19 protein-coding genes and 1 tRNA gene are annotated in these 21,614 nt (G+C 39.7%); 18 read left to right on the top strand and 2 right to left on the bottom strand.

Annotated features, from left to right (window positions below; genetic code table 11):
• Positions 1-12 precede the first annotated feature (12 nt).
• The 8 genes from ACI6PS_RS01380 to ACI6PS_RS01345 all read left to right on the top strand — a co-directional run bounded on the left by ACI6PS_RS01380 (position 13) and on the right by ACI6PS_RS01345 (position 8,053).
• Positions 13-2,055, top strand: coding sequence for a carboxy terminal-processing peptidase (locus ACI6PS_RS01380; protein WP_421010746.1), 2,043 nt, complete (start codon positions 13-15; stop codon positions 2,053-2,055).
• Positions 2,056-2,133: 78 nt separating this feature from the next.
• Complete coding sequence (locus tag ACI6PS_RS01375) at positions 2,134-2,844, top strand: YebC/PmpR family DNA-binding transcriptional regulator (RefSeq protein ID WP_026704877.1); 711 nt, start codon at positions 2,134-2,136, stop codon at positions 2,842-2,844.
• 170 nt (positions 2,845-3,014) lie between these two features.
• Positions 3,015-4,568: a response regulator gene (locus ACI6PS_RS01370; protein ID WP_421010745.1), complete on the top strand. Its 1,554-nt coding sequence runs from the start codon at positions 3,015-3,017 to the stop codon at positions 4,566-4,568.
• A 22-nt stretch (positions 4,569-4,590) separates the two neighbouring features.
• On the top strand, positions 4,591-4,998 hold the full coding sequence (gene tsaE, locus ACI6PS_RS01365; protein WP_421010744.1) for a tRNA (adenosine(37)-N6)-threonylcarbamoyltransferase complex ATPase subunit type 1 TsaE: 408 nt from the start codon (positions 4,591-4,593) through the stop codon (positions 4,996-4,998).
• 253 nt (positions 4,999-5,251) lie between these two features.
• Positions 5,252-6,445: an alanine dehydrogenase gene (locus ACI6PS_RS01360; RefSeq protein WP_421010743.1), complete on the top strand. Its 1,194-nt coding sequence runs from the start codon at positions 5,252-5,254 to the stop codon at positions 6,443-6,445.
• A 36-nt stretch (positions 6,446-6,481) separates the two neighbouring features.
• The gene (locus tag ACI6PS_RS01355) at positions 6,482-6,856 is read left to right on the top strand and encodes a DUF4258 domain-containing protein (RefSeq protein WP_421010742.1); all 375 of its coding nucleotides are present in this window, start codon (positions 6,482-6,484) and stop codon (positions 6,854-6,856) included.
• Between the two features lie 60 nt (positions 6,857-6,916).
• Positions 6,917-6,994, top strand: a tRNA-Val gene (locus ACI6PS_RS01350).
• Between the two features lie 72 nt (positions 6,995-7,066).
• Positions 7,067-8,053: a phosphotransferase gene (locus ACI6PS_RS01345; RefSeq protein ID WP_421010741.1), complete on the top strand. Its 987-nt coding sequence runs from the start codon at positions 7,067-7,069 to the stop codon at positions 8,051-8,053.
• Positions 8,054-8,206: 153 nt separating this feature from the next.
• On the opposite strand, the gene ACI6PS_RS01340 is transcribed toward ACI6PS_RS01345, so the two are convergent.
• A complete protein-coding gene (locus ACI6PS_RS01340; protein ID WP_421010740.1) occupies positions 8,207-11,482 on the bottom strand; it encodes a CheR family methyltransferase in 3,276 nt (1,091 codons plus the stop codon).
• A 208-nt stretch (positions 11,483-11,690) separates the two neighbouring features.
• On the opposite strand from ACI6PS_RS01340, the gene ACI6PS_RS01335 reads away from it, so the two are divergent.
• A complete protein-coding gene (locus ACI6PS_RS01335) occupies positions 11,691-11,939 on the top strand; it encodes a hypothetical protein (RefSeq protein WP_421010739.1) in 249 nt (82 codons plus the stop codon).
• A gap of 592 nt (positions 11,940-12,531) precedes the next feature.
• Here ACI6PS_RS01335 and ACI6PS_RS01330 read toward each other — a convergent pair.
• Entirely contained in the window at positions 12,532-13,308 is a 777-nt protein-coding gene (locus ACI6PS_RS01330; RefSeq protein WP_421010738.1) for an XRE family transcriptional regulator, read from the bottom strand.
• A gap of 144 nt (positions 13,309-13,452) precedes the next feature.
• Between ACI6PS_RS01330 and ACI6PS_RS01325 the strand changes: the two genes are divergently transcribed.
• The 9 genes from ACI6PS_RS01325 to ACI6PS_RS01285 all read left to right on the top strand — a co-directional run bounded on the left by ACI6PS_RS01325 (position 13,453) and on the right by ACI6PS_RS01285 (position 21,543).
• Positions 13,453-14,823, top strand: coding sequence for an exonuclease domain-containing protein (locus tag ACI6PS_RS01325; protein ID WP_421010737.1), 1,371 nt, complete (start codon positions 13,453-13,455; stop codon positions 14,821-14,823).
• Between the two features lie 70 nt (positions 14,824-14,893).
• Complete coding sequence (locus ACI6PS_RS01320; protein WP_421010736.1) at positions 14,894-15,520, top strand: alpha-ketoglutarate-dependent dioxygenase AlkB family protein; 627 nt, start codon at positions 14,894-14,896, stop codon at positions 15,518-15,520.
• A 187-nt stretch (positions 15,521-15,707) separates the two neighbouring features.
• Positions 15,708-16,445 (top strand): hypothetical protein, encoded by a 738-nt coding sequence (locus tag ACI6PS_RS01315; protein WP_421010735.1) that lies wholly within the window; start codon positions 15,708-15,710, stop codon positions 16,443-16,445.
• Positions 16,446-16,642: 197 nt separating this feature from the next.
• The gene (locus ACI6PS_RS01310) at positions 16,643-17,281 is read left to right on the top strand and encodes an SCO family protein (RefSeq protein WP_421010734.1); all 639 of its coding nucleotides are present in this window, start codon (positions 16,643-16,645) and stop codon (positions 17,279-17,281) included.
• Positions 17,282-17,656 carry a hypothetical protein gene (locus tag ACI6PS_RS01305; protein WP_421010733.1) on the top strand — a complete coding sequence of 125 codons (375 nt, stop codon included), beginning with the start codon at positions 17,282-17,284 and terminating at the stop codon, positions 17,654-17,656.
• Between the two features lie 37 nt (positions 17,657-17,693).
• Positions 17,694-18,551 carry an AraC family transcriptional regulator gene (locus tag ACI6PS_RS01300; protein WP_421010732.1) on the top strand — a complete coding sequence of 286 codons (858 nt, stop codon included), beginning with the start codon at positions 17,694-17,696 and terminating at the stop codon, positions 18,549-18,551.
• A 12-nt stretch (positions 18,552-18,563) separates the two neighbouring features.
• Positions 18,564-19,418, top strand: a complete 855-nt coding sequence (locus tag ACI6PS_RS01295; protein ID WP_421010731.1) for an MbnP family protein — start codon at positions 18,564-18,566, stop codon at positions 19,416-19,418.
• 90 nt (positions 19,419-19,508) lie between these two features.
• The gene (locus tag ACI6PS_RS01290) at positions 19,509-20,573 is read left to right on the top strand and encodes a cytochrome-c peroxidase (protein WP_421010730.1); all 1,065 of its coding nucleotides are present in this window, start codon (positions 19,509-19,511) and stop codon (positions 20,571-20,573) included.
• A 10-nt stretch (positions 20,574-20,583) separates the two neighbouring features.
• On the top strand, positions 20,584-21,543 hold the full coding sequence (locus ACI6PS_RS01285) for a transporter (protein WP_421010729.1): 960 nt from the start codon (positions 20,584-20,586) through the stop codon (positions 21,541-21,543).
• Positions 21,544-21,614: the final 71 nt, after the last annotated feature.

Genomic DNA, 21,614 nt, shown 5'->3' with positions numbered 1-21,614 from the left:
AAAGTGAAGATTATGAAGAGAATTTTACTTTTTTCGTTGCTGTTGCCCCTATCCGTTTCGAGTCAGTCGAACGACAAGATGTGTGAAACGCTTTCTAAAATAAATGCTCTTGTAAAGGAAAATCACTTTCAGCCGAAACCGGTGGACGACAGTCTTTCGGTTTTTGTTTTTGATAAATTCATTGACGGACTGGATGAGAATAGGAATATTTTCACGAAATCTGAATATGAAAAACTTAGTAAGCACCGCCTCTTAATTGATAATTATATTGCTAAAAATGATTGTTCATTTATGAATGACTTTGTTTCTATTTATAAGAAAGCATTGGAAAGGAAGAAAAGCGTTCTTGAAAAACTAGAAACGGTGTCACTGGATTATAATTCGCAGGACAGTGTGAAATTCTCAAAAGATCAATTTCCGTTTGATTTGACTGAAAATGATTTTGATCGGGTTTGGAAAAAGAGGCTTCGGTTTGATATTTTGGAAGACATTTCAAAACTGAGCAAAAATGCCGACTCGTTGCAACTTCACTTTACAGAAATTGAAAAGACAATCAAGCAAAGGGTTTTTGATACCAATTTATGCAAGGTCAATAGCATTCTGAACAATAAAAATGGTGTTAAAAGTATCTTGAAAAATGATTTCCTGAATGCGTTCTGCTATTACTTTGACCCCCACTCCAACTACTTTTCCTTTGATGCAAAATCAAGCTTCTTGTCGGGTTTGTCTACCAGTAATTTGTCGTTGGGAATTGAAGTTTCGATGAACGAAAGGGATGAAATTGTGATTGAAGAGATTGTTCCAGGAGGTCCGGCAGCTCGAAACAGTAAGATTGAAGTGGGCGATGTTGTAACCAAAGTTTCCAATACCAAAGGTGAAGAATACTGGGTTTCGTGTTCCTCGATGGAAACAATTGGCGAAATGATTTTTTCGGATCATAATAAACAAATTGAGTTGACGCTTCGCAAGAAAAACGGCACAACAATAGCCGTTTTATTGAAGAAAAAAGTGATGAAAGCCACTGCAAACGCGGTTTATAGTTTTATTGCGGAGAAAGATGCAAAGGTGGGCTACATTAAGATTCCAAATTTCTACGCTGATTTCGATGAAAGGAGTCCAAAAGGATGTGCTGATGATGTGGCAAAGGAAATTGCTAAACTGAAAAAAGATAATATTTCTGGACTTGTAATTGATTTACAAAACAACGGCGGCGGATCGATGGCCGAAGCTATCAAGTTGGCCGGAATGTTTGTTAATGCAGGCCCCATTTCGGTTTTGGTGGATAACAATCACAATCAAAACATCATCAATGATTTTTTTCGAGGTGAGATTTATGATGGTCCAATCGTGATTTTGATGAACGGCTATTCGGCTTCTGCCAGCGAGTTTTTTGCGGCAGCGTTACAAGATTATAATCGTGCGGTAATTGTGGGTTCGACTTCATTAGGAAAAGCCTCAATGCAGACAATTATGCCTTTGGAAGAGAACAACGAAAATGATTTTGTTAAGCTAACAATTGAGAAGTTTTATCGCATTTCGGGCGAAAGCCACCAAATAAAAGGCATCATTCCGGATGTTTTTGCTCCCGTATTGTTTGATAGTTTGATTAAAAGGGAAAACAGTTTTAAAACAGCTTTGCCATACAATGCAATTACTACGAGTACAAAATACAATCCGTTGCCGAAAAATATCACCTCGGAAATCATTAATTTGAGTAAAACTAGGATCGATAACGACTTGCGTTTTAAAGAATTGAAAAGCATCAACGAGGAGATTAATTTTACTTATAACAAACCTCGAAACCCCGTTAGATTGACTTTTACTGATGTATTTAAAGAAGTGCACGACATTGATTCTTTATGGGAAAAAGTGAAAAATGCTACTGAAAAAGAAAACAGCCTGCTTATTTACAATACTAGTTATGACACTAAAAAATTGGCTTCGGACGATTTTCAGCGTGAGATAAATACCTTTAAATTGAAGGACATCAAAAGTAATCCTTACCTAGAAGAAGCCATCAATATCATTAATGATTATAAAAAATTTAAGCAATAACTTTTATTCTGGCTCAAACATTTTTGATATAAAGAAGGAATAACACTATTTTTGCAACCGTTAAAATAATTTTTAGAAATGGGAAGAGCTTTTGAATTTAGAAAAGGTAGAAAAATGAAACGTTGGTCAGCAATGGCCAAGGCATTTACCAGAATTGGAAAAGATATTGTAATGGCCGTTAAGGAAGGCGGACCAAATCCGGAAGCGAATTCCCGTTTGAGAGCCGTTATGCAAAATGCCAAGGCTGCCAATATGCCAAAGGAAAATGTGGAACGTGCCATTAAAAAAGCGACCGATAAAGATACTGCGAACTACAAGGAAGTTTTGTTCGAAGGATATGCACCGCACGGAATTGCCCTTTTGATTGAAACTGCTACCGATAATAACAATAGAACCGTTGCCAACATCCGAAGCTATTTCAACAAATGCAACGGAACAATGGGAACTCAAGGTTCGGTTGAATTTATGTTCGACCATACTTGTAATTTCCGAATCCCAGCAGAAGGAATCGATGTGGAAGAAATGGAATTGGAATTCATTGATTTTGGTGCAGAAGAAATTTTTGCCGACGAAGACGGAATCTTGATCTATGCCCCTTTCGGAAGTTTTGGTGCCATCCAGAAAGAATTGGAAAACCGCAAGATTGAAATCCTCTCTTCTGGTTTTGAAAGAATTCCGCAAGTAACCAAACAATTGACGCCAGAACAAGTAGCTGATGTTGAAAAACTTCTAGAAAAAATCGAAGAGGACGACGATGTTCAAAACGTTTACCACACCATGGAAGAGTAATCTTTTTTAATTATACATATACTAAACTCCCTTTTTGGGAGTTTTTTGTTTTAAAAAACTTTGAGCCTTGGTGCCTTTGTGGCAAAAAGATTTACAAAAATATTAAGAACCAACCCAACCAATAAATGTTAAATTGCACTAACTTAGTAACAGAATTTTACCTCAATTAAATGGATCAGATAAAAATACTTTGGGTGGACGATGAAATCGATTTGCTCAAGCCACACATACTCTTCTTGGAGAAAAAAAACTATAATGTAACCACTTGCAACAACGGTCGAGATGCAGTTGACATGTTCGACGAAGGCAATTTCGACATTGTTTTCCTGGATGAGAACATGCCTGGAATGAGCGGTTTGGAAACGCTTCAGGAAATCAAAGAAAAGAAATCTTCTACTCCAGTAATCATGATTACAAAAAGTGAGGAAGAATATATTATGGAGGAAGCAATCGGTTCTAAAATTGCCGATTATCTGATAAAACCCGTAAATCCGAACCAGATTTTATTGAGTATCAAAAAGAATTTGGACCATTCGAGATTGATTTCTGAAAAAACTACTTTAGATTATCAGAAGGAATTTCGAAAGATTGCAATGGAGCTTTCAATGGTAAATTCATACGAAGATTGGTTTGAGTTGTATAAAAAACTATTGTATTGGGAAATCGAACTCGAAGACATCGACGACCAAAATATGGTGGAGATATTGGAATCGCAAAAGATCGAAGCCAATTCGCAATTCGGAAAATTTATCGAAAGAAATTATGAAGATTGGTTTGCACCAAAAGCCGACAAACCTATTCAATCCCATACCCTTTTCCGTGAATTGGTGGTTCCAGAAATAACCAAAAAAGACCGACCAGTGCTTTTTGTCGTAATCGATAATTTACGTTACGACCAATGGAAAGTCTTTGAAAGTGCGGTCAACAATCACTATAAACTGGAAAAAGAAGTTCCGTATTATGCCATTTTACCAACTGCTACACAATATGCCAGAAATGCTATTTTCTCAGGATTGTTGCCAATTGACATGGAAAAGCAATTCCCACAATATTGGAAAAACGATGTGGACGATGGTGGAAAAAACCTTTATGAAGCAGAGTTTCTTACGGCACATTTAAAACGTTTGGGATTAAACATCAAACAGGATTATTTTAAAATTACAAACTTAGCGAGTGGAAAAAAACTCGCTGAAAATTTCAAAGCGTTAAAAAACAACGACTTGGTGAGCGTGGTTTATAATTTCGTAGACATGCTTTCGCACGCCAAAACCGAAATGGATGTGGTGAAAGAATTGGCTTCGGACGACAAGGCCTATCGTTCCTTGACCTTGAGCTGGTTCAAGAATTCCCCTCTTTTGGAGATCATCCAGCAGGCACAAAAATTGGGTTTCAAACTCATCATCACTACCGATCACGGAACCATTAACGTAAAAAATCCTTCCAAAGTAATCGGTGACAAAAATACCAGCTTGAACTTGCGTTATAAGACCGGAAGAAGTTTGACGTATGAGGACCGCGATGTTTATGCGGTAAAAGATCCTAAAGCCATAGGATTGCCAACGATTAACATGAGTAGTTCGTATATTTTTGCTAAAAATGATAACTTCTTGGCCTACGTCAACAATTACAATCACTACGTGAGTTATTACCGAAATACCTACCAGCATGGTGGCATTTCACTCGAAGAAATGATTGTTCCGTTTTTAGTTTTTAATCCAAAATAAAAATTTATTGTTCTGAAATACAATGGAAATAGAATTCTCACTTGAACAGATAAATCAAGTTGCTCAGGAAGTTTTAAAACAAAATCCACAAAAAGTGATTCTCTTCAATGGCGATATGGGAGTTGGCAAAACGACCTTCATAAAAGCATTATCAAAGGCGCTTGGCGTGAAAGATGCTACAAGTAGTCCAACTTTTTCGCTCGTAAACGAATACGAAGCCGAAAACGGAAAACTCGTTTACCATTTTGATGTGTACCGACTCAAAAATGAAGCTGAAGCCTACGATATTGGCATAGACGAATACCTTTATTCAGATGAATGGTGCTTTATCGAATGGGCCGAAAAAATTCCGTCGTTGATTCCACAACAGCATTCTGTCATAGATATAAAATTATTGAGCAACGGAAATAGGAAGCTTGTTTTAAGGTAATTAGAAGCAAAACATTAGGCATATTTGTCCCGAAGCTTCGGGGCATTTTCCTGCTTTCCGCTTCAATCTTTTTCAATTGTTTCGGGTTTAAACCCGAGGCAATTGAAAAAGGATTTCCACTTCAATCAGGGCTATTTAGGAAACTATTTGTGTACTTTAAACATTTCTTAAAATCGCACATAAAATTCCAACAATTCACTTCTCGAATTTCAACTTTTTGCGTAATTTAGACCATTAATTTTTAGGTACAATTATGTCACTATCTCCATTTACCAAACAGCAACTCATTCCTCAGGAAGAAAAGCTAGAAATCGCCCGACACAAGAGCGAACTTTTTATTGGCCTTCCAAAAGAAACTTCTTTTCAGGAACGAAGAATTTGTTTGACTCCTGATGCGGTGAATTCGCTTACATCACACGGACACAGGGTAATGGTAGAGTCAGGTGCAGGCGAAGCTTCAAGTTATTCCGACAAGGAATACAGCGATGCTGGTGCCGAAATTACAAAAGACACGAAGAAAGTTTTCGGCTGTCCGATGATTTTAAAAGTCGAACCACCAACGATTGAAGAAATAGAAATGATCAATCCACAGACGATTATTATTTCTGCCATTCAGCTTAAAACACGACAAGCTAACTATTTTGAAGCACTTCATAAGAAAAAAATTACTGCCTTAGCTTTTGAATTCATCAAAGACGATGACGGGACTTATCCTGCAGTAAAATCCTTAAGCGAAATTGCAGGAACAGCTTCAATATTAGTTGCGGCCGAATTGATGATCAGTAATAAATCAGGAAAAGGTCTCTTGTTCGGAAATATTACCGGAGTTCCTCCAACTGATGTAGTGATTCTAGGTGCTGGAAGCGTTGGTGAATTTGCCGCCAAAACCGCCATCGGATTGGGTGCAAGCGTAAAAGTTTTTGATAATTCAATAACCAAATTACGAAGACTGCAAAACAATCTCAACCAGCGTGTCTATACCTCAACCATACAACCAAAAACGTTACTAAAAGCATTACGCCGTTGTGATGTTGCGATTGGCGCGATGAAAGGTCGCGACCGTTGTCCGATTATTGTAACCGAAACAATGGTCGAACACATGAAAAAAGGTGCCGTAATTGTAGACGTCAGCATTGATACCGGCGGATGTTTTGAAACTTCGGAAGTGACTTCACATGAAAAGCCAACTTTTATCAAACACGAAGTAATTCATTATTGTGTACCTAATATTCCTTCCCGATATTCAAAAACGGCTTCATTATCCATCAGCAATATCATCACTCCTTACCTCTTGCAAATTGCCGAAGATGGAGGTATTGAAAGCTCCATCAGATGCAACAACGGACTAAAGCACGGAGTTTATTTCTACCACGGAATCCTTACCAACAAAGCCATTGGCGAATGGTTCGGAATTCCAAACAGTGACATCAATTTAATTGTGTTTTAATGGCGTTTGGCTTACCTTTGCACAAAATTTAAACAAATGAAGTTCTATCAGCGTTTCGCCTACTATATTGCCGGATTTTCTATTGGTTTAGTATTCCTATTTTTCATCTTGAACGGAAAAGAAACCAGTTGCAGTTATTTCCCAAATGCCCGAGTTTTAAAGGATTTGAGAAGCAAACCCTTCCATTATTCTGATGTTGCAAAGGAAAAACTGACACAAAGCTGGATTGACTCTGTTGATATCAAAAACACACTTACCTACGGTGATGTAGATTTTGACAGAAGCAATATTAAAGAAGGAGCTGGTAAACTGTACACCATTGAAGGTAAAAATTCTAAAAATGAGAACATTACCGTAGAAGTCATCAATTATTCCGACAGAGTTCTTTTAAAGGATATAAAAAAAGAATAATTTTTTATTCAAAATGTCTTGCAAATATAAAATCATAGTGTATATTTGCACTCGCATTCAGGGCGATTAGCTCAGCTGGTTCAGAGCACCTCGTTTACACCGAGGGGGTCGGGGGTTCGAACCCCTCATCGCCCACCACAAAGGACAAAGAAGTTTAAACACTCTTTGTCCTTTTTTTATGCTCTTTCCTTTTCTTTTAAAAGAATTATCATGACTGTTTTCCCAACACAATACTCATTACTTTCTGCTAAGGCCTTGCAAGAACACTTTTCAAAGCAATATAGTTTTGCAATAACCAATTGCAAACTGATCACACACAATGTAAGTGATACTTATTTGGTTGAAACAATTGCGGAACAGTATATTTTTAAAATTTACAGGGATAAACATCGTTCACATGATGAGATTATGGGCGAAATGCAGCTTTTAGAGTATCTCCACAAGAACAAAGCAAGTGTTTCCTACCCAATCAAAGATGCTTCTGGTAACTATCTTCAAGAATTTAATGCTGCCGAAGGTATTCGATATGGCGCACTATTCACTTATGCGAAAGGAGAAAATATTTATTTGATGAATGATAAGCAATTGAAACTTGTAGGCAAAGAAATGGCAAAATTACATCAATTGTCTTCTAAAGTTGAACTGGATTATACGAGGAAAAAATACACAATTGCATCTACATTACAAGAGCCTTTAAAAGTAATAAAGCCCGTATTTAAAGAACTGAAACCTGAATATGACTATCTTGTTGAAATCGCTGAATTGGCTGTACAAGAACTGTCAAAATTTGACTTATCAAGCTTCAGTTATGGCTATTGCCACTATGATTTCTTGCCTAAAAATTTTCATTTTCAAGGAGAAAATCAACTCACTTTTTTTGACTTTGATTTTGCTGGACAAGGATATTTAATAAACGATATCATGACCTTCCAAGTTCATTTTTTTCTGGATGTTTATTACGGAAAGTTAACGCGGAATGAAGCCGACAGATGCTTCAGTGTATTCCTTGAGGCCTATCGCAAAACCAAACCAGTAACCGATGATGAAATAAAATCCATCAAATATTTCGGTCTAGGCTTTTGGCTGTTCTATTTTGGTTTCCATCAGGAGAATTTCGATGATTGGTCCAATTCATTCTTCACGCCCAATTTTATAAAAAGCAGAATACCTCTCATTAAAAACTGGATGGAATATTAGCATTTCGATCTCTTTTTAATCCTATTAAACAATTTAATTTTACTGACATCATTTGAGAAATTACTGATACCTCATCGAAAATAATCTTGTTGCTCCGAACAAAGTAAGTATTCATAAAAAAAAGCGAAAAGTATATCTTTTCGCTTTTAATTTTTAAATGGTTTTGCTGGGAATAAAAATGGAGATTGTTGCACCCTCATCTTCCTTTCCGGTGGCTTTTATAAAGCCATTATGGTTGTTGACAATCTTTTTGCATAAGGCAAGCCCCAAACCGCTTCCGCGAATTTTATCCTTGCTGTGTAGCCTAAAAAAGGCATCAAATATTTTTTCTGATTGACCCTCATTAAAGCCAATACCGTTGTCGCTCACCAAGATCTTAATGTACTCCAACTCAGGATTTCCTCCCATTGAACTGATTTCATCATTTGTGGCGCTATCAGTTGTTATTGTAACTTGTGGCTGTACATCGTCTTTGCTGTATTTGATAGAATTGATGATCAGGTTAGAAAAAAGTTGTTGCAATTGCTGTGGCAACACTGCTATTTTTGGCATAGCTTCAACTGTAACAACCGCTTCCTTTTCTTTGATAATATCCTTCAAATCACCTACAGTTTTCTTGAGCAACACATTCAAATCTGTTTTCTTGAATTCGTTCTCTATGGCGATGGTTCGGGTATAGCTCATTAAATCTTCTATAAGCTGGCGCATATTTTCTGTAGAAACCACTATCCTTTCGAGATTATACATACTTTTTTCAGAAAGACCCTTGTCTTCCTCCAGTATTATTTTTGCAAACATAGAAATCTTGCGCAAGGGTTCCTGCAGATCATGGCTTGCCGCCCAGCTGAAAGACTGCAACTGCTCGTTGTAGAGTTCCAATTCGGTATTTTTAAGAAGTAGCTTATCGTTATTTTTCTCTAGGTCGGTAATATCCTCCAAAGTAATCAGTATCATTTCCGCCGGCGCAACATCTATAACACTTCTTGCATTAAGGATTAGATTCCTTTCCCCAATTTGCGGAAACAAGGTCTTGATCTTATATTCATCGATGGTCGACTTCTCCTCAAACACTTTTTTCAAGGCTTCCCTTAATTCCGAAACATCCCATTGTGACGTTCCTATATCAAAAAACGATTTCCCCTCGGTGTCGATTTCTGCTTTTCTGAAATAATCATAAAAGGCCGGATTCGCACTCTTAATACGCAGTTCCTTGTCCAACACAATCAATGGATCGCGTACACTTCGTATAATTGATTCTGCGTAATTGCCCAAAGAGGTCAGTTGTTCTTGGCGGTCACGCAGCTCATCGTTCACGCACATCAGCTCTTCGTTGTTGGATTGCAGTTCTTCAGCCGCAGATTCCAGTTCGTCGTTCAAGGCCTGCAATTCTTCGCTGCTGCTCAACAACTCCTCATTGGTGGTTTGGAGTTCTTCAAAGGCAATCTGCTGTTCTTCAGTAACCCGTTTTATGTCTTCTTTGAGTTGTGTGAGTTCGCTTTCCAATTCGGCTATGCGTTTTTGTTCTGCCGTCTTGCGTTTACTGGTATCATCCTCATCTTGAGTAATAATCTCCCTTTTCTTGAAAACTATCATCTGATAATGGTCATCGCTATTAAGCGGAATGATTTCTACATCTGCCAAATAATGCTGGTTCTTGACCCTCACATTTTCTTTCTTTACCGGTTCGCCTGTTTCCTTTACTTTCAGCAAAGCATTTCGGAGTTCAAAACTGATGCCCTCGCGCGCCATCTTCAGTATATTGAAATTAGGTTTCCCCGGTGAAGGCAATAAAAAAGGACTAGTATCACCATAAAAGTGTACGATCTCCTGACTTTCATCAATCACTACTCCGGCAGGGGTGAACTGCGAAAAGAGAATATCCGAAGCTGTTTTCCTGAAATCGGTATCAGGAACATGCTTCAGTTCCATATTAGGTTTTTCTTTCAAAATCGGCACCGTCTTGACCTCTGCACTGTATTTTGCCGTATTGAATTTTTTCATGTACAGCTTCTCGTGCTTTGCCACAGCTTCAAAAAGGTGTGGAACGTTGATGGCGCTTTCTGATTTGCCAAGAAACAAGAAACCGTTTTCCTTCAAGGCATAATGGAATGTATTGAGCACCTTGTTTTGAAGGAATGAATCAAAATAAATGAAAACGTTCCTGCACGAAACCATATCGATCTTTGCAAAGGGCGGATCTTTTATAAAATTGTGTACCGCAAACACACACATCTCACGGATGACTTTGTTGACATGATAGGTACCTTCCCTTTTCGTAAAGTAATTGGCCAATCGGGCTTCCGATACATTCTGCAAATCGTGCAAGGCATATGCTCCTGCCCTTGCCTTGGTGATGACCCGCTCTGAAATATCTGAAGCAAACAGTTGCACTTTTATATCCTGCTTACGGCTCAAAAGGAATTCATGGAGGCTTATAGCCAATGAATAGGCTTCTTCTCCAGTAGAACAGCCTGCCACCCAGATTCGGAGTGTCTTGCCATTACTGTTCTGTACAAGTTGCGGAAAAATGGTATCGTTTAAAGATTCGAATATTTTAGAATCACGGAAAAAGTAACTTACCGGAATCAATAAATCATTAAACAGGGCATCCTGTTCGCTTCTCTCATTGCGAACGAAATTCAAGTAATCTTTTAGTTCCTCTTTTTGGGTCACCACCATTCTCCTCGCGATTCGACGGCGGATGGTAGGCTGTTTATAATGGCGGAAATCATTTCCCGTCCGCGAATAGATGATCTTGATGATCTCCGACAGCATTTCCTCTTCGTCTTCCGGCACGTGCTCTATCTCGGTATAGGCATAACTGGCTTCATAAGAATGGCGTATGTGCAGCAGCTGTGAAGGGATTTCCTCAGGAGCAAGAATATAATCAATCGCTTCACTGTCAATTGCGTTTTGAGGCATATTACTGTGCAAGGCAGTCAAAGGATCCTGTGCTATGGTCGCTCCGCCAAATTCCTTTATCACCTTGAGACCAGTTGTTCCATCGGAGGAATTGCCTGAAAGCAAAATACCTATTGCCCAGCTCTTGTATACTTCTGCAAGCGAAGTAAAAAAAGTATCTATGGGAAGAAACTTTCTTTCGTTCCTGCTTCTGGAAGATAGTTGCAATACTCCGTATTCGGTTACCAAAACACGGTTCTCGGGTATGATATAGATGTGATTTGGCTCAAAAACGATATCATTGATAATCTCAACGACAGGAATCTTGCTTGCTTCTGATAATCTTTCAGCAAGGCTTGTTTCTTCTGGCAAAGGCAAATGCTGTGTAATGACATATGCCATGCCCGATTCCTTTTGTATATGACTGATCAGCTTAATAAAAGCATCTAGGCCTCCCGCAGAAGCGCCAATTCCAACAATAGGGAAATTTTGGAGAACCTTATCGGCATCCTCTTTCTTTTGTGTCATTAATGAAAGTTGTTTTATTTTGGGTAAACCAAATATAATTTAAAATAAGCAACTTTCAAAGCATGACTTGTGCGAATAGTATAATAAACAATCCAAATACCATAAACATTGCTTTACAGATTGTCCAATATTTGTAAAGCTATCGAGATGAATACCTGAAGGAGAATTCAGAATCAATACTTTGTAGTTTCACTTAATACATAATGCTATGAAAAATTTAATTCTTATCGCTGTTGCATTGCTGTTTTTCGGCACTGCTTCTGCACAAGTCAATCCCAAAACCAGAGATACTTTGGCGACAGGCAAACAAACCGACACCACCCTTACGAACAGAAACAAAAACAATACTGTTAAAAAAGCGGTGAAAACAAAAGACCATACAAAGGTTACACGACAAAAGTCCGTAACGAAAGACACAATGACCACTACGAAAACCAAAAAGGAAACAAATCGTTAAGTTAATTTAGTTTGCATGAGGAGGCCTGTTTTTATACAGGCTTTTTTGTGCAACTCCATTTATCTTATAATAAATCCGATAAAAACTATAAAAATTGCACTAGTGTTTCGAACTACTTTTACTTTAGAAATTTAGCCTTGTACCGCTGTTCCTTTTAAAACAAAGACGACGGGTAGTCCGATTGTCGAGGAGGCTGTAAACGGTTCATACACTTTCCACCCGTTCGTGTATGATGCAAACCAACGTCGGCGCTTTATAGCGGAATCCGATCAGCAACACGGCAATAAAAGCAATTGCGGTACAAAAAGGCTTTATTTAGTAACAATCTGACATCAACTTAAAAAATAAAAGATATGGAATGGTTTGAAATAGCAGGTACGGTATTTTTTGTAGCAATGCTGCTAAAATTCGGAAACAACGGCCGTGGGTTAATGGAACGATAATCTATTTGCTTACAGCTTGACAGGTACGAAAATGGTAGTATGAAATCCTTACATCTTACGGGAATTATAATACCAAAAAACCCTTTGAAACTTTAGAAGTTCAAAGGGTTTTATTTTACAGCCAATAAAACAAATAGTGACTGATTTTGCTATACTTTCCTTCCTGCAAATTCTGCCTTCAAAGCCGAAAAATCCTGACGTATTCCCTGCAACACATCCTTGACACTCATGACACCCAAATCGTCCTGATCGAATTCCTGGGTGGCAATACTGCACGCATAGCGCCAAATTTCCAAAATTTCTGAAGCTTTTACTTCATAGGGTTCATAAATTGTATTGTCAGAAACCGCCATCAGCGATTGGCTGTCTTTCTTCTTCAGCCGTTTATACGAAATACCGTTTGATTTGGTCACCAGGATATACGTCCTCCCGTCCACTACATCACTAAAACGCTCTATATACTCCCCCACCACAAACGAACCTTCCTTATGCGGGGGCATGGAATCGCCCGTTATAGGAAAAGCTCGGTATTTTCCATTTCTCAAAAAGGGCAATGAAATATGCTGCAAAGCTTCAATAAATTCCGGATCGCTGTAACCCGCAAGATAACCCGCCTGCGCTTTTGCCGGAATGATTTCAATCTTATTTTCCCCAACACTGTCAACGGCGATGGGAAACAACAGGCGGTTGTCTTCCAACTGCAACAAGTTCTCATAAGGAACGTGTCGGATGTCGAACGACAACAACAAGTCAATGCTTACATGGTAATAACGTGAAATCTTTTGAAGGCACACCAATGGCGGATCAGTAGTTGCTTCATATTTTGCATAGCGTTCTCGCGGAATGGTCAGCGCATCCGCTATCTTTTGCTGTGTCAAACCGTGCTTGACACGCAGGTACCTAAGGTTATCAGAAAATACAGACATGTGTTAATGGTAATATTATTCACAACAAATATAATTATTTTTGGTAATATTGTTCCTAAATTTGTATTATCTTTTTACACCCTCAGAAAGAACTTTTTATACCATTCCCTAAAGATAGAACGCACAACCCCTTTAGCTTACAATATGAAGAAGACCGAATATGCCATTGTAGATATTGAAACTACTGGTGGCAATGCAACCCATAGCCGCATCACTGAAATCGCCATACGCATACACGACGGTGTGAATATAATCGACAGTTATGAAACATTGGTAAACCCTGAAAAGGAAATACCGGTTGCCATTTTTGCACTTACAGGCATTACGGATGAAATGGTGCGCCATGCTCCTATTTTTGATGACATAGCCGAAAAGGTAGCGGCACTTCTTACCGATAGGATATTTGTGGCCCATAATGTAAATTTTGATTATTCATTCGTACACCATCAACTCAAACAGGCTGGCTTTAATTGGTCGGCTCAAAAATTGTGCACCGTTCGCCTGGCCCGAAAAATAAAGCCCGGCTTTGCCTCATATAGCCTCGGGAACCTCTGCCGCTCATTAGACATCCCTTTATACAACCAGCATCGCGCAGGAGGTGATGCAGATGCTACCGCACTTTTATTTGCGCAACTTATGGAAGAAGACCTGGCAGGAGAAATCACGAAGATGGTAAAAAAGAATGCACAGGACCAGCGCCTTCCGCCAAACCTTCCGCCCGAAGATTTTGCACAGCTCCCGGAAAAACCCGGCGTTTATTATTTCTATAACAAAGAAAAGAAAGTGGTCTATGTAGGAAAGGCGATCAATTTGAAGAAACGCGTAGCATCGCATTTCACCGGAAATAAGATCACACCGCAAAGACAGCATTTTCTTCGCGACATCTATTCCATCTCCTATGAGGTTTGTGCCAATGAATTGATGGCGCTATTGCTTGAGTGCACCGAAATCAAAAAGCTTTGGCCGGATTACAATAGGGCCTTGAAGCGTTATGAACCAAAATTTGGACTCTACCAGTATGAGGCTCGCAACGGCTATCAGTATCTGGCAGTGGCCAAATTGGGCAAATTTCAGTCCTGCAAAGAGGTCTTCAACAGCGAATACGAAGGCATCAACATATTGCTGGAATTGGTAAGGGAATTTGAAATCGACAACCGTTTCTGCAGTTACGGACCATCCTCCCAGATCGAACAGATGCGGCCAGACACTACCGGCAACCTGCCCGATCTTCAAGAACACAACACAAAAGTTGAAAACGCACTGGAACATCTCAAGAACAGCAAGCCGAGCTTTGCCATCATCGACAAAGGAAGGTCTGTCGAAGAACGGAGCTGTGTATGGGTTGAAAATGGACATTTCTACGGAATGGGCTACCTTGCCTCCGATGTTTTGATTACAGAACCTTCGGAAGTGAAGGAATACATCACGCCCTACAAGAGCAATCACTACATGATGCAACTGGTGCATTCCTATGCAAAAAAATACCCAGGGAAAGTTTATAAACAACAAACGTGACCCAAATCACCAAAAGCCGTACCCGAAGATAATCTGTAAAACGGGCACTTCTTAAAATGTAAACAAGCCAATGACACTGTTTGACGACATCGACCTCTTTATGTCCGGTACTGGAGGCAAGAAAGTATTTGAGCTTCCTGATGCCGACGTTTTTCTTATTGATCATTTTTTCGATAAGCAAGAATCTGATTATTACTATCAAACGCTTCTGGAGCAAACCAGATGGAGCGAATACCAGATGCCGATGTACAACAAGATTGTAACCGCCCCACGAATGATTGCATGGCTGGAGGACAGCGAAAATACAGGTGCCCATTTAGAAACACCTGAACTGACCCCTGACTTAAAAACCATACGGCAACGTGTTGAAAACGAAACAAACATTAAATTCAATGCCGTATTGCTGAACCTCTACCGCAACGGCAACGACGGCGTGTCTTGGCACAGCGACAAGACCGGCAGTTCCAACAAAGACATGAACATTGCCTCGGTAACGTTTGGCGAAACCCGAATGTTCAGGCTTCGTCATAAATTTCTAAAGCATGTCCCGCAAGTTGAAATTCCCCTGCATCATGGCACCTTCCTGCTGATGGCGGGAAGCACAAACAGCTTTTGGGAACATCAGGTACCGAAAACTGCCAAGCAAGTACTTCCTCGAATAAACCTTACTTTCCGACAAGTAAACCGAAAAGTCTAAAATAAAAGTCCTTTATTCAAACAAAATTGGAAATTGATTCGAAGATTATTCATCCTAAATCCATAGTAAGTCCATAGTGAGTCCATAGTAAGTCCATAAAAAAGGTGCTTTTTAATGGTTTTATTATTTATTTATCATTAAATAATTATACCTTTATGAATAATTAACCTAAACCAAAAATAGGATTATGGCACGGATTAATACAAAAGGATTGCTAACTGGAACAGTGGGGAACTATTCCTTTAAAATTTTGAATGGTGTGGCAGTTGTGCAAAGCAAGCCCGGAAAAGGAGGTGTCAAGCAAACCACAGCTACCAAATCCAGTGCTTCGGAGTTTGGAAATGCGCATGCGGTGGCAAAACAAATCCGCTTGGCACAATTTCCGTTGCTTCAGGATTTGTCGGATGCGAGGATGTACAACCGTTTTGCAACTGCCATCTACAAGACCATCTTGAGTGCAAAAGACATGCCCAAAGGCGAACGTACCTTAGCCGATGGCGACTTGGAAAATCTAGAGCATTTTCAATTTAATGCAGACAGTCCGTTTTATAAATACTGCAATGCTCCTATGAAAGTTTCTATGAATGAAGAAAACAGGATAGCAATTTCGATAGACTCTTTTGATGCAAAGAAAGACATAGAAAGCCCCGAAAATGCTTCGGAGGCAAAATTGGCTTTTCTTGTTACAACCTTCCATCCGAAAGATGGAACGGAAAGCCATGCCGAATTGTTTCAATTTACGTTTGCGCTTTCAAACGATGCCACTGCCCCGCAACAATGGACATCCGAGATGTTGCCTGCTGGAAGCATAGCATTGGTGAGTGTAGCGCTATTCTACTCCTGCAAGAACAACCTTATCGGATCGGTTGGCCTCAACAGCAAGAAACTGCATCCATCTGAAATTATAAAAGCATTTAGGCTGTAGAAAATTCACATTGCTTGTGGTGATAGGCGGCTTCAAATTGACAGACCTGCCCTATTTCAATTATGCTTCATCACGCTTCGAAACTGCATGTTACTCTTTTGCGACAGACACCAGAATTGATTAACGATATACATTACCGCAAAAGTGAAATTCCAAATGGTTTTGTTTGGCTATATTTGCATCAGATTTAGAATTTGATGAAAAAAGCTTTCCCTTTTAGCGTAAAAACCAGTTGCATATCTGCACTACTTCTTTCGCTTGCCTTTATAGGCTGTTCGCAAAAAGAACAAAAGCTTCCCTATCTTGGAAATCCTGTTGTAGAAAATAACGATACGATTTATCCCAAGATTGCCGATTTTAAGTTCACCGATCAGGACAACCGGATTGTGACCAACAAGACCTTTGAAAACAAGATCTATGTGGCCGATTTTATCTTCCTTTCCTGCCCTACGATTTGTCCAAAAATGACTTCGGAATTGCAAAAGGTGTATGCTGTTTACAAATCAAATCCAGATGTTCATTTATTATCACACACTATTGATCCTGAAAATGATACAGTAGAGCGCTTAAAGCTATACTCTGAGAGCATTGGTATTACAAACAACTGGTATTTTGTTACGGGAGAAAAGGAAAACATATACGCCATTGCCGAAAAAAGCTATTTTACAACAGCCTATAAAGATGCCAGCGAACCGGGTGGCTATGTGCACGGTGGCGGACTGGTTTTAGTGGACAACCATGGCCATATTCGTGGTGTTTATGACGGAACAAATACAGAGGAAACCAAGAGGCTTATTGCCGATATTGGCATCCTTCTCAAAGAACTGAAAGCATAGATGAAGAAGATTGTCCTCCATATCATGCTCTTGACGTTTGTATTCCAAAGTACGTGCAACTTCTGGATCCTGATTTCATTCTATGCCAACCGCGAATACATTGCCGAAAATATCTGTATCAACCGTTTCGACCAGATGCCGGTATGTAAAGGGCAATGTTTCCTGAACAAGCAGCTGAAAGAAACCCAGAAGCAGGAACAAAAGCTTCCCGACCTGAAAGGAAAGGAAATCCAATTGTTTATAAACACTTTAGAAGTGGCTTATAATGAGCCTGTATTCTTCTTCCAAGAAACTTCCAGACCGGACATCCTTCCGGATTTTACCTTGATCAAACAACTTCCATCTTCCATCTTCCACCCTCCAAAACTGGCTTAATTTCTTTTAGCATTCACTAAAATTAATTAAATCGGGTATGTATACTTCTAAAATAAAAGTATGCAGCTTGGATGTATTCGGTACTGATGTGCAGCATTTTTGGACAGGCAACCTCTCGGTTTTGCAGGACCTTCCGAATATGCAACACCCTCACAAAAACGATTTCTATACACTGCTGTTTACAGTTGATGCTTCGGGCAGACTGCAAATAGACACAGAAGAAATATGCGTTGCTGAGCCAAGCATCATCATCATCGAACCAGGTTGCGTCAACAGCATTGTGCTGGGCGAAAATGCGTCGGGAAAAGTCATCTGCTTTTCTGAGGCCTTTTTCTCCCTGCGCTACAACAACAATATTCTGAATCATTTTTCCCTCTTTCAAAAGGAACAAAGGATTATTACGTCTATCAACAACGATCAGTTGGAACGACTGAACAAGCTGTTACAGATGGCGGAAGCGGAATTTGCACGCAAATTATCGGACAGCCTAAAGGTGCTTCGGTCGTATGTCAATATCATTTTGTTTGAAATGGAACGCTTGCTTTCGACAGCGTATTCCATTCAGAAAAACGATTTGAATTCAGAGAAGATTCAACAGTTCAAGAAGTTGATTGAAAAACATTATACGACCAACAAACTACCTTCCTATTATGCTGAAAGTATGAACATAAGCGTAAATTATTTAAACCGTTTGTGTAAAGAAAAAACCAACCTAACAGCAGGAGACATTATCCGAAAACACATCGCAATTGAAGCGCAACGGTTGCTCCAATTTACGACACTAAATATCAATGAAATTGCCAACGCACTTGGATTTGAAAGTGCGTCCTATTTCATCACCTTCTTTAAAAAACAATTGGGTATAACACCCGAACAATTTAGAAAAAATCATTAAACACATTCAACAATGAAAACAAATTTTAAACAACTGGCCTTATTTTTAGCACTTACTGGATTACTAACTTCTTGCAGCAACGACGACGGCACATCCGGACAATCGGCGGAAGGAACCGGCGATGTGGAGCTCTTTTTTGACAACGGTGTAAACGGGGATGCCTTGGTATTGGGCAGTTCGTATATGAACTCCAATGGCGAAACACTGACCATCAACCGTTTCAACTATATCGTAAGCAATTTTGTTTTGATCAAAGAAGACGGAACGGAATATGCCTATCCAAAAAACCTGAGCTATTTTGTAATCAGCGAGGAAACAGAAGCCCTGACGGTACATTTGGAGAATGTTCCTGCGGGCGATTACAAGCAGATCAAATTCGGTATCGGGGTCGACCAGCAACGTTACCTTGAAGGCGAAACAGCCCAACAGGAATTCTGGAACCTTGCTTCTACCAACAATATGGTATGGACCTGGAGCACGGGTTACCGCTTTATCAATTTTGAGGGAACCTTTACACCTGCTTCGCATGCCCACAGACACGAAGAACCGGGAACTCCTGGAGCGGGATCCTATAATTTCCAAATCCACCAAGGAAGCAATACCGCAACTGACAATTACAAAACAATTACATTGAATTTGCCTACTACTGCCAGGGTGCGTACCAATGAGATACCAAACATCCATTTTATTGCCGATGCAAATGTGATTGCCGATGGCGTAAACAAGATTGTCTTGCACAACAACTTGAACACAGCAGGAACAAATGCCAGCATCATGGGAGGAGAAAACCTGATTAAGATTGCCACCAATACGCTGAACATGTTTAAAGTTGACCATGTTCATAACGGTGCTGGAAGCCATCACTAAAACGATTCTGAACCATTAAGGTATTGAGAAATTTAAGGCTTGACCGACTTACTATCTTAATGGTTTTACTAATTCAATCCAAAATAGAACATGACTTTATTTTTTAAGAATATAAAAACTATTATTCTTTGGTTTCCATTGGCTTTGGTTTCTTGCAGCAATGACGACAATTATGCCAACATTCCCGAAGACAGTCCATACGACTTGGTTATTCCGTCGAATTTCCCTGATGTATTGCAGGACATTGCCAACAATTATCCGACAAAAAACGGAGTGGCACTGGGACGGAAGCTGTTTTACGACGCACGGTTATCTCGGGACAATACCATTTCATGCGCGTTTTGCCACGAGCAGACATCGGCTTTTACCCACCACGGTCACGATTTCAGCCACGGCATTGACAACCTGATTGGAACAAGGAATGCTCCGGCAGTTCAAAACATGATCTTCCAGAGCGAATATTTCTATGACGGTGCTTCGAACAGCTTGGAAATGCTCTCGATTGTTCCGATACACAACCCTGTGGAAATGGATGAAACGCTTCCGCAGATTGCTAAAAAGCTTAAAGCGGATGCCCAATATGTGCGTTTATTTGGAAGTGCTTTTGATAACCAACAGATCAGTTCGGCAAATATTTTGAAAGCTTTGGCGCAATTCATGACAATTATGATTTCTGCCGATTCCAAATACGACAAATACGTGCGGAATGAACTGGGCGGAACGATGGACACTCAGGAATTACAGGGACTAGCATTGTTTCGGAACAATTGCGCTTCCTGCCACGCTACCGATATTTTTACGGACAACACTTTCAGAAACAATGGCCTACCTCCCAACCCCAACTTAAACGACTTGGGCAGGGAAACCGTAACAGGGTTTGAATACGACCGCTATAAGTTCAAGGTTCCGAGTTTGAGGAATGTTGCGTTGACAGCACCCTATATGCACGACGGACGCTTCGGTTCCCTGCAATCGGTATTGAATTTCTATTCGAACGGTGTTCGAAATACGGCCAATCTGGATCCGCTGATGCAACAACATCCAACTTTGGGTATTCCGCTTACACAAGAAGAGAAACTGGCCCTTATCGCTTTCCTGAACACCTTAACCGATGAGACGTTTATTACAAACCCAGCCTTTTATCATCAAACATAATTCTATCAAAATGAAAAAAATAATAGCAGTACTCGCCTTGTGTTTCACACAGATTGCTTTTTCAAACTACTATACGAAAACATCTTCCTCCTTTCCTCCATTGAATCCGCCCGCATCGTTTCTGCTTGATGATTGCGATGCCTGTGGTTGTTCGGCAAATGGCGGAAGCATGGGTTTCAGCTCGATGCTCAATGAGAATTTCGTAGGGATACGGTATTTCCATCAGAGCTATAAAAGCCGTGACGGCGTGTTTAACAATTCGCCTTGGATTGATGAGAACTTCAATACAGCCCAAATCTGGGGAAGGATTCCCGTTTCGGAAAGGATCGAAATTACAGCATTGATTCCGTATCACTTTCATAGAAGGATAAAAACCAATGATACCCAAAATGTAAACGGTATTGGTGACCTAACAGTTATGGCTTTTTATACGGCCTTTAAAACAAAAACGGACAGCAGTTTTTATCAACATAAAATATTAGTGGGCGGAGGCGTAAAAGCACCAACAGGAGATTTCGACAGCAAGAACAACGGAAGCATCAACCCCAGCTTTCAGGTTGGTACCGGAAGTTGGGATTATACTGTTGCTACGGAATACATCATCAGAAGAAAAAGATTCGGACTGAATACGGCCCTGAATTATATCTTTAAAACGGAGAACGAATCGAATTACAAATTTGGCGACCAGTTCAATTACGGAACCACATTGTTTTACACTACTTCCATCAAAAACCTATCAATAGTTCCGCAGATTGGAATTGCTGGTGAAACTTACAAAGCGAATCAGGATCATCAGGAAGATGTTCCATTTACCAAGGGTGATATTTTCTTCAGCAAAGTGGGTGTTGAAGCGGGTTATAAAAAATTCTCTGCCGGAGTGAATGCGATGCTTCCGATTAATCAGAATCTTACTGGCGGGCGTGTCGAGGCCAATTATCGTCTGGCGGTTAACTTGAATTATACTTTGTAGAAAAGAACCTTAATAGGCATTTAAGGGCGTTAAAGCTAGTTTATAGTTCTTAAATGCCTTTTATGGTAAAT

Origin of the sequence: Flavobacterium sp. PLA-1-15 (assembly GCF_049060005.1) — a bacterium.
Taxonomy (GTDB): Bacteria; Bacteroidota; Bacteroidia; order Flavobacteriales; family Flavobacteriaceae; genus Flavobacterium.
The sequence above is the reverse complement of the archived record's forward strand: the minus strand, read 5'-3'. Positions and strand labels throughout refer to the sequence as shown.

Coding starts and splice junctions, on each gene's coding strand:
- ACI6PS_RS01355 (WP_421010742.1), top strand. CDS start 6,482: ATGAAGTTCTATCAGCGTTTCGCCTACTATATTGCCGGATTTTCTATT.
- ACI6PS_RS01340 (WP_421010740.1), bottom strand. CDS start 11,482: ATGACACAAAAGAAAGAGGATGCCGATAAGGTTCTCCAAAATTTCCCT.
- ACI6PS_RS01310 (WP_421010734.1), top strand. CDS start 16,643: ATGAAAAAAGCTTTCCCTTTTAGCGTAAAAACCAGTTGCATATCTGCA.
- ACI6PS_RS01335 (WP_421010739.1), top strand. CDS start 11,691: ATGAAAAATTTAATTCTTATCGCTGTTGCATTGCTGTTTTTCGGCACT.
- ACI6PS_RS01325 (WP_421010737.1), top strand. CDS start 13,453: ATGAAGAAGACCGAATATGCCATTGTAGATATTGAAACTACTGGTGGC.
- ACI6PS_RS01295 (WP_421010731.1), top strand. CDS start 18,564: ATGAAAACAAATTTTAAACAACTGGCCTTATTTTTAGCACTTACTGGA.
- ACI6PS_RS01375 (WP_026704877.1), top strand. CDS start 2,134: ATGGGAAGAGCTTTTGAATTTAGAAAAGGTAGAAAAATGAAACGTTGG.
- ACI6PS_RS01370 (WP_421010745.1), top strand. CDS start 3,015: ATGGATCAGATAAAAATACTTTGGGTGGACGATGAAATCGATTTGCTC.
- ACI6PS_RS01320 (WP_421010736.1), top strand. CDS start 14,894: ATGACACTGTTTGACGACATCGACCTCTTTATGTCCGGTACTGGAGGC.
- ACI6PS_RS01285 (WP_421010729.1), top strand. CDS start 20,584: ATGAAAAAAATAATAGCAGTACTCGCCTTGTGTTTCACACAGATTGCT.
- ACI6PS_RS01305 (WP_421010733.1), top strand. CDS start 17,282: ATGAAGAAGATTGTCCTCCATATCATGCTCTTGACGTTTGTATTCCAA.
- ACI6PS_RS01315 (WP_421010735.1), top strand. CDS start 15,708: ATGGCACGGATTAATACAAAAGGATTGCTAACTGGAACAGTGGGGAAC.
- ACI6PS_RS01330 (WP_421010738.1), bottom strand. CDS start 13,308: ATGTCTGTATTTTCTGATAACCTTAGGTACCTGCGTGTCAAGCACGGT.
- ACI6PS_RS01345 (WP_421010741.1), top strand. CDS start 7,067: ATGACTGTTTTCCCAACACAATACTCATTACTTTCTGCTAAGGCCTTG.
- tsaE (WP_421010744.1), top strand. CDS start 4,591: ATGGAAATAGAATTCTCACTTGAACAGATAAATCAAGTTGCTCAGGAA.
- ACI6PS_RS01300 (WP_421010732.1), top strand. CDS start 17,694: ATGTATACTTCTAAAATAAAAGTATGCAGCTTGGATGTATTCGGTACT.
- ACI6PS_RS01290 (WP_421010730.1), top strand. CDS start 19,509: ATGACTTTATTTTTTAAGAATATAAAAACTATTATTCTTTGGTTTCCA.
- ACI6PS_RS01360 (WP_421010743.1), top strand. CDS start 5,252: ATGTCACTATCTCCATTTACCAAACAGCAACTCATTCCTCAGGAAGAA.
- ACI6PS_RS01380 (WP_421010746.1), top strand. CDS start 13: ATGAAGAGAATTTTACTTTTTTCGTTGCTGTTGCCCCTATCCGTTTCG.